The organism is Curtobacterium sp. MCPF17_047, from assembly GCF_003234045.1.
GTDB lineage: Bacteria > Actinomycetota > Actinomycetes > Actinomycetales > Microbacteriaceae > Curtobacterium.
Genome location: NZ_QKSF01000013.1, coordinates 68,267 through 80,361, shown reverse-complemented (window position 1 = coordinate 80,361; position 12,095 = coordinate 68,267). Strand labels below are relative to the sequence as shown.

Annotated in this window: 9 protein-coding genes and 1 tRNA gene; 1 reads left to right on the top strand and 9 read right to left on the bottom strand. The window is 73.2% G+C overall.

What is annotated here, in order from left to right; genetic code table 11:
• Positions 1-4 precede the first annotated feature (4 nt).
• The 4 genes from DEJ33_RS13565 to DEJ33_RS13550 form a co-directional block, all read right to left on the bottom strand.
• Positions 5-1,582: a DNA polymerase Y family protein gene (locus DEJ33_RS13565; RefSeq protein WP_375342152.1), complete on the bottom strand. Its 1,578-nt coding sequence runs from the start codon at positions 1,580-1,582 to the stop codon at positions 5-7.
• A gap of 131 nt (positions 1,583-1,713) precedes the next feature.
• Positions 1,714-2,538 (bottom strand): hypothetical protein, encoded by an 825-nt coding sequence (locus DEJ33_RS13560; protein ID WP_258374676.1) that lies wholly within the window; start codon positions 2,536-2,538, stop codon positions 1,714-1,716.
• Positions 2,539-2,618: 80 nt separating this feature from the next.
• Entirely contained in the window at positions 2,619-4,166 is a 1,548-nt protein-coding gene (locus tag DEJ33_RS13555) for an anthranilate synthase component I family protein (protein ID WP_111195244.1), read from the bottom strand.
• Positions 4,145-5,083: an aldose 1-epimerase family protein gene (locus tag DEJ33_RS13550; RefSeq protein WP_111195243.1), complete on the bottom strand. Its 939-nt coding sequence runs from the start codon at positions 5,081-5,083 to the stop codon at positions 4,145-4,147. Before DEJ33_RS13550 ends, DEJ33_RS13555 begins: the two co-directional genes overlap by 22 nt.
• 174 nt (positions 5,084-5,257) lie before the next feature.
• Between DEJ33_RS13550 and DEJ33_RS13545 the strand changes: the two genes are divergently transcribed.
• Positions 5,258-8,668 (top strand): SdrD B-like domain-containing protein, encoded by a 3,411-nt coding sequence (locus DEJ33_RS13545; RefSeq protein WP_111195242.1) that lies wholly within the window; start codon positions 5,258-5,260, stop codon positions 8,666-8,668.
• Between the two features lie 280 nt (positions 8,669-8,948).
• Here DEJ33_RS13545 and DEJ33_RS13535 read toward each other — a convergent pair.
• The 5 genes from DEJ33_RS13535 to DEJ33_RS13515 all read right to left on the bottom strand — a co-directional run bounded on the left by DEJ33_RS13535 (position 8,949) and on the right by DEJ33_RS13515 (position 12,060).
• Positions 8,949-9,024: transfer RNA gene (locus DEJ33_RS13535), tRNA-Ala, on the bottom strand.
• Positions 9,025-9,154: 130 nt separating this feature from the next.
• Positions 9,155-9,547: a ribosome silencing factor gene (rsfS, locus tag DEJ33_RS13530; RefSeq protein WP_111078800.1), complete on the bottom strand. Its 393-nt coding sequence runs from the start codon at positions 9,545-9,547 to the stop codon at positions 9,155-9,157.
• A 109-nt stretch (positions 9,548-9,656) separates the two neighbouring features.
• Positions 9,657-11,252 (bottom strand): hypothetical protein, encoded by a 1,596-nt coding sequence (locus DEJ33_RS13525; protein WP_111195241.1) that lies wholly within the window; start codon positions 11,250-11,252, stop codon positions 9,657-9,659.
• A complete protein-coding gene (nadD, locus tag DEJ33_RS13520) occupies positions 11,249-11,848 on the bottom strand; it encodes a nicotinate-nucleotide adenylyltransferase (RefSeq protein WP_111195240.1) in 600 nt (199 codons plus the stop codon). The genes DEJ33_RS13525 and nadD overlap by 4 nt, the downstream gene beginning before the upstream one ends.
• Before the next feature lie 11 nt (positions 11,849-11,859).
• Positions 11,860-12,060: a hypothetical protein gene (locus DEJ33_RS13515; RefSeq protein ID WP_110903974.1), complete on the bottom strand. Its 201-nt coding sequence runs from the start codon at positions 12,058-12,060 to the stop codon at positions 11,860-11,862.
• Between the last annotated feature and the right edge of the window lie 35 nt (positions 12,061-12,095).

The following is a 12,095-nucleotide window of genomic DNA, read 5'->3' as shown; positions in this document are numbered from 1 at the left end:
TCCTTCACGTCGCGATCGCCTCTGCCCACCAGCGGTGGTCGGCGAGGACCAGGTACCAGGCACGCCCGTCGGCGTCCACGAGCTGCAACCGGTGCAGCCGTCGCCCGCCGGACTCCCACCAGCGCACGACCAGCGGCCAGGGTCCCGCCCAGGCCGTGACGGCGGTGAACCGTCCCCCGCGGTCGCCGTCGGAGCGGAACCGCTCGGGTTCCCCGGTCAGGGCGCCACGGTCGTCGACGTCCACGGATCCGCCGTCCGCCGCGACGACGTCCACCGGCCGGGGGCGTTCGAGGACCGTCGCCGGCGGGGGCCCGGGGAGCTTCCCCGGCCACGGACGGTCCCGCACGACCGCGAGGGCACGCTCGCCACCGATCGGCGTGTCGCCCCACGGCACGAGCACGATGCGCTCGGCCAGGGTGCGACCGCCACCGATCCGGGGCGTGACGACCCCGTCGTGCCCGACCATGCCCTGCACCCGGGCCAGCCCGTGGTGGACCCGCTCGTCCGGTCCGGAGCCCCAGAGCCCGCGCTCGTGGTTCGCCAGGTCGTCCACCGCGACCGGTTCGAGCACGACCGTGGTCACGGGAGCCTCGAGCCCGGTCGGGTCGACCCCACCGGCGAGCTGCCAGCGCACCCGGTCCACCACGTCCGCGGCGTCGAACCACCGCGGGTGCGCCCAGACCCGTTCGAGCAGGACGTCCCGTTCGTCGACGATGCCCACGCGGATGGTCGTCGCCACCAGTCCCGCCGCCCGGAGCTTCGCGGCGAACTCGTCGGCGGAACGACGGAAGGCGAAGGCGATCTGGTCGGCACGGTCGAGCGGCGGCTCGAAGGACGCCTGGACCTCGAGGTCGGGTGGGACGTCCCGCGCGGAGACCTCCCGCGGGTCGCGACCCCCGGCGAGCCGGTGCAGGAACGCCCCGGGCACGCCGAAGCGGTCGCGCACCTGTTCGTCGGTGAGGGCTGCGAAGTCGCCGAGCGTGGTGAGGCCCAGGCGGCCGAGCACCATCGCGAGGTCGGGATCGCCGAGCACCCCGAGCGGCAGCGGGGCGAGGAACGTGCCCGATCCACCGACCGGCACCATCCGGACGCGCTCCCCCGGCCGGGTCGGCCGTGCCCGGGCAGCCTGCTCCGCGGCGAACGGGGTGTCCGCCACACCGGCACGCACGCCGGGAGCGCCGTGGTCGGCGGCGATGCCCGCCAGGATCGTCGCGGCCGCCCGCTCGCCGCCGTGGTAGCGCGCCGGACCGCGGGCACGCAGCGCGATCGTCCCGGGGCGCAGGACCTCCACCCCGGGCGCGGCGGCTTCGATCGCGCGGATGACGGGCTCGAACGCCCGGTGGTCGAGTGCGTCGTCGTAGGGCTGCGTGACCAGGTCGGTGCAACGTGCCTGTGCTTCGCGGACCCGCAGTCCGCGCACCACGCCGACCTGTCGAGCCGAGGCGGAGCTCGCGAAGACCAGGCCCTTCGCGATGAGGGCGAACGGCTGCTCGGGCGGGGTGCCCGCGGCCCGGGCAGCGGCGATGACGGGCCAGTCCGGGCACCAGAGCACGATCGTCCGGGTCGGCGGGGGCTCCGGCAGACCGGCACCACGGCTGAGCGCGTCGGCCCGGACGGCTCCGGCACCCGGCAGCCCCACCCCGGACGACCCGACACTCGGCAGCACGGCACCACCACGCGGCCCGGCGGCCAGAGCCCGGCGTCCGCGGGGGCTCACGATGCCACCGCCACGGGACGCAGGACCCGCCCACCGGCCGAGGCCGCCACCGGGACCGCCGCGCGCACCGCCCCGTCCGCCGCGGGCAACAGCAGCTCGGTGCTGGTCGGCCGGACTGCTCCGGCCCGACCCGAAGCGGTGACGGTCACCCGGCGTTCGGTGAGGTACCCGTGTCCCTGGCCGATGCCGCTCCAGTGCGACTCGGTGACCCGCAGGGTGACGTCCGCGCCGGGCCAGGAACCGAGTGCGACGAGGGCGGCCCCGCGCTGGCGGAGGCGTGCGGAGAGCCGGGCGACGTCACCGGGCACCACGCGGCCGAGCGGCCGGGTGAGGACGATCTGCGCGACGTCGGCGAGCGCCGCGGTGACCGCGAGCCACTGGTCGCCCGGGTCCGGTACCAGGACGAGTCGTTCCAGGTCGATGCCGGCCGCGGCGGCGGCTTCGACGCCGAAGGACGGCACCCCGACCACGGCGCACCAGGATCCGGCCGCGGAGGCCGCCTGCAGCATGGTCTGGGCGAGCAGCACCGACTCCGGCACGGAGTACGTGCCACCGGCGCGGATGGCGCCGCCGGGCAACAGCGGCGCGAGGGCATCGGCCGTGGGCAGCCCCTCGGTGTCCACGCGGGTCGCTTCCATGTCGGCGACCCGGGAGCGCAGTGCGGTGATCCGGTCGAGCGCAGCCCGAGCCGCACCGACGTGGTCGGAAGCCCGGGCAGCACCGTTCCGCCCGATGTGCTCCCGGTCCCCGCGTCCGCGGTCGCCACGCTCATCGGGCGACCGGAGTGCCGCCGCCGTCTGCATGCCCTCATATTCGAACATGTGTTCGATCATGTCAACCGGCACCGACATCCGGTGGACAACCGCTCGAACACCTGTTCGAGCGGTTCAGGACCCGACGATCACCAGCGTGCCACTGCCCCGATCCCCCCGAGCACCGACAGGGTCTTCGTCTCGACCTCGTCCGCCTCGTCCGCCGCCGTGGAGGACCACGTCACCGCACCGCCGGCCCCGAGGGACCGGGACCACACGCGGCCGTCCCGGTGCAGGACCGTCACCAGTGTCCGGATCGCCACCGACAGATCGACCGCTCCGCTCGCCGAGAAGTACCCGATCGCCCCCGAGTAGACCCCGCGCGGCGCCGCTTCGAGGCGGTCCGCGATCGCCGTCGCACTGCGCTTCGGCGCGCCGGTCATCGACCCCGGTGGGAACGCGGCACGTACCACCTCGGCCCGGGAGGCGCCCTCCGGCAGCACCCCGGCGACCGTCGACACCAGCTGGTGCACGCTGGCGTAGGTCTCGACGTCGCAGAGCCGCTCCACGCGCACCGAGCCCGGGCGTGCCGTCCGCAGCAGGTCGTTCCGCAGCAGGTCGACGATCATCACGTTCTCGGCGCGGTCCTTCGCGCTGTCGGAGAGCTCCGCGCGTGTCGCGGCGTCCGCCACCGGGTCCGGGTGACGGGGACGGGTGCCCTTGATCGGTTCGGCGAGCACGCTCCCGTCGGCGTCGATCCGCAGGAACCGCTCCGGCGAACGGCTCGCGATCCGCAGGTCGCCCCAGCGCAGGTAGGCGCCGAACGGGACCGGGTCCCCCTCGCGCACGCGCCGGTACTCCGCCAGGTACCGGTCGCCGTCGCGGCTCGGCGGGGCGTCCGGCACCGAGAAGGCGGTCGTCAGGCACACCTGGAACGCGTTGCCCTCGCGGATCTCGTGTCGACACACGTCCACCGCGTGCTCGTGGGCGACGCGGCGGACGCGACCACGGGCCTCCAGGATGCGCCCGACGACGACCGTGTCGCCGACCGGGAGGCCCGGGCGTGCCACCGTGACGTCGTCTCGCGTCGTCGACGCGCGCACCTCCGCCAGCCACGCTCGGTTCGCCTCCGAGGCAGTCGGCGCGTCGTCGTCCACCAGCGCGATCGCCCAGGCGGAGCCGTCCGCGTGGACCAGGACGGCCCGGTCGACGAACCGGAGGTCGGCGTCGGCGTGTCCGTCAGCGCTCCGGTCGGGTCCGTCGACCTCGCGACCGAGTTCGTAACCGAGGAAGCCCACCCAGCCGAGGGCGAACGCACACCCCGGCAACGGCTCGTCGAGCGTCGGGGTGCGGCGCAGCAGCTCGTCGAGGACGGCGAAGGCCGGGCGGCTCTCGACCCGGCTGGACCCGAACCACCGGGCGGCCGACCCCGACACCGTGACGTGGGCGATCCGGTCCTCGTGCCGGAGGCGGGCGGCGAAGGGGCCGTCCGGGACGGCGAGGACCGACCACGCCGCACGGCGGGCCGCCGCTGCGGGCGAGCCGACCGGCAGCGCCGAGTCCAGCCAGGCCAGGTCGGCGGTGCTGTGACGGGCGAGCTCGCCGAGGTCCCGGACGTCGGCGAGCCGCTGGACCGCGATCCGCGGTACGCCCGCGGGACGGTCCACCGTGACGCTCAGACCGCCGAGATCGTCCACGCGGCAGCGTGCGCGGCGCCGGGCTCGAGCACGACGAGCCCGGCGTCCACGTCACCGGCGAAGGCGTCGGCGTTGAAGGCGTTCGGGGCGCAGGTCATCGGCTCGACGGCGAGGCCGGAGCGGTGGTACTCGGGGACGACGTGGTCGGCGGTGTGCACCTGCGCCCACCCGCAGTCCCTGCCGAAGGCGACCCGCACGCCGTGCCCGTCGGCCGCGGTGACGGTGATCGTGGCGGTGCCCTCGGCGTCACGGTCGAAGCCGGTGAAGGCGTGGTCGATGAAGCGGGCACCGATCGCCGTCGGCCCGCGGAGGTCGAACTCGTCGTGCACGGGGACCAGCTCGGTCGGGATCAGGCGGTCCTCGGTGACCTCGAGCACCTCGGCTGCCGGCAGCGTCAGCGTCCAGTCGTCGACCGTGCCCGCGCCGGCGACGAGGTACGGGTGCGGACCGGTCCCCCAGGGTGCCCGGTCGTCCCCGGTGTTCGTCCCGGTGATCGTGGTGTGCAGACCGTCGGCGTCCAGGCGGTACTCGACCCGCACCTCGACGCGGGCGGGGTAGCCCTCCTGGGGCTGCACGGTGGTGGCGAGGACGACCCGGTCGGCGTCCTGCTCGAGCACGGCGAAGTCGGTCCAGGCCACGAGACCGTGCAGGGCGTGTGCGCGCTTCGGCTCGGTCAGCGCGAGTTCCTGCTCGACCCCGTCGAAGGTGTACCGGCCGTCGACGACGCGGTTCGGCCAGGGGGCGAGCACGGCGCCGCGGAAGACCGGGCGGACGTCGTCGGCGTCGAACGTGGTGACGAGGTCTCGGCCGTCGTGCTGCAGTGCGCGCAGGGTGGCTCCGACGCTCGCGATCTCGGCGGTGTACCCGTCGGAGGCGATGGACGTCTGGGTTCCGGACCGGGGCGCAGCGCTGCTCATGCGCTCAGCGTAGCGGGGCACCGCGTCCGGGCGGCGATCAAGGCGCCAGTGGAGTACGGAATACCGAGTACTGGGTGACCGGGGTGCCGTCTGGTTACGTTCCCTGCGCCGTCACCACCTCCACCGCCCGGACGGGGACGGGGAACGGGGACGGCTGACCATCGGAGGATCCTCATGCGTCACCGCATCACCACGCGCATCGCCGTCGCGTCGACGGCCTTGCTCAGCATCGCGATCGGAACGGTCGCACCAGCGACCGCCGCTCCCCCGGGTCCGGCCGGGCGTCCGCAGGTCGGGCTGGCGATCGACGTCCTGGCGGACGGCGCGGGGCCGTTCAGCCCCGATGACCGACCCGGCGGCGACATCGGGCCGACGAACGGTGTCGTCCGCACGCTCGACTCGGTCACGTACCGGGTGACCGTGAACGCGAACGGCGGTGTCGGCCATCGGCAACGCTTCACCGTCACCGCGCCGACCGGGACGTCGTGGGCGGCTCTGCCCGCAGGCTGTTCAGCGTCCGGCTCGGGCATCGACGGCCGCGACCTCACCTGCGTCCTCGGCGACGTGGCGGAAGGCCAGGTGGTCGCGGTGTCCGTCGTCCTCGACGTCTCCACCGGGCTCGACGACGGCGACGCCGTCATCGTGACGGGGACCGCCACCGCTGACGACGCGGACACACCGGTCTCGGCGACCGCGCCGCGGCTCACCGTCTCGGCGGCGGCCCGCTACAACCTGAGCAAGCGGGTCGTCGGCTCCGTGCTGCGCCCGGACGTCACCGGACCCGACGGCACACGTGGGTTCCAACTCGTGTTCCCGATCGCCGTCGACTGGCAGCCGGTCGTCCCCGGGCAGGGCCTGCTCGGGTTCGCTCCAGGTGACGGGCGGATGACGTTCACGGACGACGTCTCGCAGCTCCGCGGTGACCTGCCGTCCGGCGCGGTGCTCTGGAACGGGGACGCTCCGCCGTGCGGTCCGAACGACCCGTCCGTCTCGTCCCGGTTCGCCTCGCTGCCGGCGGGGAGCGGTGGTGGCCCCCGGGCGGTCGCCGACTCCGGCCGGTTCACGTGCGAGCAGTCCGGTGCCGGTCAGGACGTCTCCGTGACGATCACCGGGACCGTCACCGACGCGTCACGCATGCCGACGCAGAACGCCTTCGGCGGCCCCGTCGTCGGCAACACCCCCGGGTTCGTGGTCTCGGGCTACATCTCGTTCTGGGTGCCGAACCCACCCGCCGGCACGAGTCTCGGATCGGTGAACACGTTCCGCGACGTCCTGACGCACGCGGCGTCAGGGACACCGAACTTCCCCGGCGACGCCGAACCCGTGGCGGACAACCGAGCGACACGGAACATCGTGGCGGACGCCGTCGGGACCGCGGGGAAGCGTCTCCTCAGGGTGCTGGACGACAGCGGTCGGACCGGCGACGGTTCGGCGCGTCGGGGCGACCCGTGGAGCACGCCCGGGTCGGTGCTCCGCAGCGACGTGAGCGCCTCGAACCCCGGACTCGACACGTTCCGGAACACCGTGCTGTGCGACACGTTCGACCGGCACACGCAGCGTCTGACGCGGGTGCAGGGGACGTCGGCCCGGACCAGCGGGCTGCGCGAGGCGCGGGTCGAGTACGCCGCGTACGACATGGACGGTCCGGAGGACGGGCAGCGCCGGGCCACGTGTGACGACGATCGCGGTCCCTGGTTCACGGACCCGGCGGAGGTGCCGGGCGGGATCGACGCCGTCGGCGCCGTCCGTGCCCGCGGTGACGTCGTCGGTGGCACCGCTGCCGCGCTGTCCTCGTTCGTCTCGGTCCGCGAGGTCGCAGACGGGACGCGTGCCTACGACTTCGGGCACGTGCGCTTCAGCGACCGTCACCCCGACTGGGTGCACGACACCCGCTCCGACCCCGAACTCGGCGCCGGAGGGTTGTCCGACAGCGTGCTCGTCACCGAGGACCTGGCCCGGATCGGGAAGACCGTGGCGCTGGCCAGCTCCTCGAGCGCCACGGCGGGCGACATGGACACACCGGTTCCCGTGGTGCCCGGCAACGCCGTGGACTACGTCCTCACGCCGTCGCTCACGAACGGGAACACGACGGGGCGACCACGACTGGTGACGGTCCGTGACGTCCTCCCGGCACACATGGCGTACAGCCCGGGCAGCGCGTCCGTCGAGCCAGCGGTCGACACGGTCCGGGACGACGACGGCATCGAGCACCAGCGACTGACCTGGGCGATCGACGACGTGACGCCGAACACCCGCATCGCGCCGATCCGCTACACCGCCGTCGTCGCACGGGATGCTCCGGCGGGGCCGCTGGAGAACCGGGTCGAGGTCTCGGCTCCGACGGACCGGTCTCCGTCCGAGTACCGGTCCGCCGCGCGGGCCGTGCAGGTCGTCACGAGTGGTGGCCTGCGCGTCGAGAAGCGGGCGGAGGCCCCCGTCGTCGTCACGGGAGACGACCTGGTGTGGTCGCTCGACACGACGAACACCGACACGGATCCCGTCCGCGACGTCCAGCTCGTCGACGTCCTCCCGCACGCCGGCGACGGATCGTCGTTCCACGGCGGAGTCGAACTGGCCCGTCCCGTCGAAGCCGGTCCGGCGGAGTCCGTCGTCTACACCGCCGCCGACCCGGAGGCGGTGTCGCTCGACCCCGCGGACGAGTCGAACCAGCCCGGCGGCTCGACGACGTGGTGCGCGGAGACCGCGTTCGGCAGCGCCGGCTGTCCGGACACCCTCGCCGACGTCACTGCCATCCGGATCGACGACCCGAACGGGATCGCTCCCGGGGAGACCGTGTCCCACCGTGTGTCCATCGCGACCCACGGGCAGCGGGACGGTGACCGGTACACGAACCGCTTCGGGGTCCGCTCCGCCGACCTCGCGCTGCCGGTCCGGTCGAACCCCGCAACCGTCCGGGTCGTGTCGGGCGCCGTGGGTGACCTGGTCTGGACGGACTCGGACGGCAACGGCGTGCAGGACCCGGATGAGCCCGGGATCCCGGACGTCCCAGTGCGGTTGCACGGCACCGACGACCGGGGGCGAGAGGTCGACCGGGTCGCGCGAACGGACCGGGAGGGGCACTACCTCGTGGACGACCTGCGCCCTGGCGACTACGTCGTGTCCGTCGCACCGGTGCCGGATCGCGCGTTCACGATCCCCTCGGTCGGTGACGACGACGCCCGCGACTCCGACGTCGCAGCGGACGGACGGACAGCACCGATCACGATCACCCGGCGGACGGGCCCGGACGGGGCGCTCGAGGGCGTCGAACGGAACGACCGCATCGATGCCGGCGTCCTGCCGTCATCGTCTCCCGAGCCGGGCGACGGCGCCGGTAGCGGCGGTCCCGGGAGCGGCGGTCCCGGAGACGGTGGGTCCGGAGACGGCGGGCCCGGGAGCAGCGGGTCGACGGGCAGCGGGCCGGACGACCACGCTGACGCGACTGCGCATCCGGGCGGGTCAACCGGGCACGCCCTCGCCTTCACCGGAGCAGTCGGGACAGCTGCGGCCGCGATCAGCGCGTTCCTCCTGCTGATGGCCGGTCTCGGCCTCCGAGCCGTTGCCCGCGCACGGCGCCGGGTCTGACGGTCACCAGCGGATCACTCGGTGCGTCTCGTCGCCAGCCCGGTGACGAGACGCACCGAGTCGGACGGCGACCGGCTGCCCGCCTCCGGCTCCGGCTCCGGCTCCGGCTCCGGCTCCGGCTCCGGCTCCGTAGGCACGGAAACCGCAAGCACGCGGACAGCAAGCCCGAACAGGCAAGCACAAGCACGCAAGCCCAGGTACGTGAGCACAGGCAAGCCCAGACACGAAGAAGCCCCGCTGCTCCATGAGCGGCGGGGCTTCTTCGTGATGTCCTTGCTTCTGGTGGATCTGAGGGGACTCGAACCCCTGACCCCCTGCATGCCATGCAGGTGCGCTACCAGCTGCGCCACAGACCCAGAACGAAACGGCCCGGAGGCCGATTCCTGTTCCCCCGGTTCCCCGGAGGCACCAGTACAGCGTACACCACGCGATCACCGGGTGACGAAATCGTCACCGCCACCCGGGCGCGTCGCACTGAGACCGGCGTCAGGCCGACTGTTCGGCAGCCTGCGACTGATCGGCCGCCAGCTCCAGCGGGATGACCGGGCAGTCCGACCAGAGGCGCTCGAGGGAGTAGTACTGGCGCTCTTCCTCGTGGAACACGTGCACGACGATGTCCCCGAAGTCGATCAGAGCCCAGCGGCCTTCGCTCCGGCCTTCGCGACGAAGCGGCTTGGCACCGACCTGGAGCAGGCGGTCTTCGATCTCGTCGGCGATGGCGAGCACGTTGCGTTCGTTGCGGCCGGTGGCGAGCAGGAAGACGTCGGTGAGCTGGAGTGGTCGGGTGACGTCGAGGGCGACGATGTCCTCGGCCTGCTTGGAGTCGGCCGCTTGAGCGGCGATCTGCGTCAGTTCGAGTGCGCGAGCGGAGGCGGTCACGGATTCCTTCCGGTGGTCATCCCGACGCGTGCGTCCGGATGTTCATGATGGGTCACGATCATAGGTCAGACCGCTGACGCGGGCCATGCCCACGGAGTTCGAGGCTCGCTCAGGAGCCGAAGAAGTTCGTCGCGACGAGTGCGACGACGATGACACCGGCAGCGACGACACCCACGGCACTCGCGGCGACGGCCAGCACGACCGGCGTCTTGGAGTCCTTCGGCTTGGCGGCGGCGAGCACGACCTGGCGGGTCGACGTGTGGCTCGACACGGCACGGCTCGCGCGGACGGGACTGGCATCCGTGTCCGGCTGCTCGTCGTGCTGCTCGAGGAGGCGGTCGACCTCCGCGCCGTCGATCGGCCGGTGCGACCCGGTCGAGGACAGCGAGGAAGGCAGGTCGATCGAACCGGTGAGGATGACCTCGCCGGTGGCGTTGAGCGCTCCGGTGGGGTCGGCCAGCGCCGAGTTCGGCAGGATGAGGGCGTTCGTGTGCGATTCGGCGACACGGCGGGTGCCGGTCTCCTCGTCGTGCACCTCGGCGTCGTTCGAGTCGTGCGCGAAGGTCGACCAGTGGCCGGCCGGAGGCTGGAACGCCGTGGTGACGGGCTTCGGCTCGCGCGGCGCATCCGAGGACGTCGGACGCGGGGTCGATCCCGGCTGCGCGGCGGACGTCGGTGCCGAGACGGGCGCGTCTGCCGGCACGACGACCGGGACCTCGTTCGTGTCGTCGTCGTCCAGGTCGAGCGGGAACACGCCGGGAGCCGCGGCAGGCAGCTCGGTGGCGGGCGCCGCGACGTCGTCGGTCGCGGCCATGATCGCGTCGGGGTCGGCGTCGTGCGGCGCCCAGGTCGTACGGTGCTGGCGGGGTTCCTCGCCGTGCGCAGCCGCCTCTTCCAGGGGCTCGATGGCGTCCGGCGAACCGTCGGCGGCGGTGGCCTGCTCGACAGCGGCCGGTTCCAGGTGCGTGAGCTCCGGGTTCGGGTCCTGCCAGTGCGAGGACTCGTCGTCCCCGGCCGCCTGGCTCTGCACGGCGTCGTCGTCGGACCCGCCATCGCCCCGGACAGCGTCGGCGTCAGCGTCAGCGTCGTCGACCTCCGTCGCCCCGAGCCCGACCCCAGCGCCGAGCCCGGCCGCGGCCCCAGCCCCGGCGTCAGTGTCGTCAATGTCGTCATCCGACCGCTCGTCCGTCGGCGCGTCGAACCTGAGGGGCACGAGCGGCGAGGACTGCGCCCCGATGCCGGCGGCAGCGGCTTCGACCGGAGTCGCCAGCGGCGGCACCTGGGCATCCGGTGCGGGCACGGACGAGGGGTCCGTCAGCGTGCCGAGGACGTCCTGCACGGTGCGGTCGGACGACTGCGGAGTCGGGTTCTGCAGCGGGACGGGACGGCCGCCCTGCTGCTGCGCCTCGCGCAGCAGCCGCAGCTGTCGGCGGGACATCCCGCCGGTGCCGGGGACGATCTCGGTCGCGGAGGCCGGGGGCACGTCGGTCACACCGGTGGCGGCTCCCGCGGATCGCGGTGCCGCCTGGTTGGCCGTGGCCGAACCGGGGGCGACGTGGGAACCGGGGCGACGACGAGCCTCCGGTGTGGCGGGGGCGGCGACGGTCGGCGGCGGCGTCGCGGGCTGGGCACCGCCAGAGGCGGCGCGCTCGCGCTCACGCATCTGGCGCCGCGACAGCGGCGGCTGCGCGTCGGACGGACTCATGCAACGCTCCGATACAGATGGTGCTTCGAGATGTACTGGACGACGCCGTCGGGCACGAGGTACCAGACGGGGGACCCGCTCCGCACCCGGTCACGGCAGTCGGTCGAGGAGATCGCCAGCGCGGGGACCTCGAGCACACTAACGTCCCGTTCTGGGAGTCCGGTGATGCTCAGCTGGTGGCCCGGTCGTGTCACGGCGACGAAGTGTGCGAGGTCCCAGAGCCCGTCGTGGTCCTTCCAGTCGACGATCTGCTGGACGGCGTCCGCCCCGGAGATGAAGACGAGCTGGGCGTCGGGCCGCTGCTCGTGCAGGTCGCGGAGGGTGTCGACGGTGTAGGTCGGGCCCGGCCGGTCGATGTCCACGCGGCTGACCGTGAACATCGGGTTCGATGCGGTCGCGATCACGGTCATCAGGTACCGGTGCTCGGCGTCGGTGACGTCGGACTTCATGTACGGCTGGCCGGTCGGGACGAACACGACCTCGTCCAGGTCGAAGTGCTTCGCGACCTCGGACGCAGCCACGAGGTGACCGTGGTGGATCGGGTCGAACGTCCCGCCCATCACCCCGATGCGCGGCCGACCCGTGCTCTCGAGCATCGGGTGGCGGATCAGATCTTGGAGTGGCCGAACTCGTCCACACCGGTCTCGTGCTGCCGGGTGGCCTGGAACTTGTGCGAGTGGCGGTAGGCGACGTCGCGGAAGCTCCACGTGACGAAGCCGAGGAGGGTGAAGACGCAGGCCGCGACGATCGGGAAGACGATCGCGGGGACGCCGGCCGCGTGTTCTGCGGCTTCAGCGAGGAGTGACATCTGGCAGTGCTCCGATCGATCGAGGAAGACTCCGG

Coding starts and splice junctions, on each gene's coding strand:
- DEJ33_RS13560 (WP_258374676.1), bottom strand. CDS start 2,538: ATGTTCGAATATGAGGGCATGCAGACGGCGGCGGCACTCCGGTCGCCC.
- DEJ33_RS13550 (WP_111195243.1), bottom strand. CDS start 5,083: ATGAGCAGCGCTGCGCCCCGGTCCGGAACCCAGACGTCCATCGCCTCC.
- DEJ33_RS13545 (WP_111195242.1), top strand. CDS start 5,258: ATGCGTCACCGCATCACCACGCGCATCGCCGTCGCGTCGACGGCCTTG.
- DEJ33_RS13525 (WP_111195241.1), bottom strand. CDS start 11,252: ATGAGTCCGTCCGACGCGCAGCCGCCGCTGTCGCGGCGCCAGATGCGT.
- nadD (WP_111195240.1), bottom strand. CDS start 11,848: ATGCTCGAGAGCACGGGTCGGCCGCGCATCGGGGTGATGGGCGGGACG.
- DEJ33_RS13515 (WP_110903974.1), bottom strand. CDS start 12,060: ATGTCACTCCTCGCTGAAGCCGCAGAACACGCGGCCGGCGTCCCCGCG.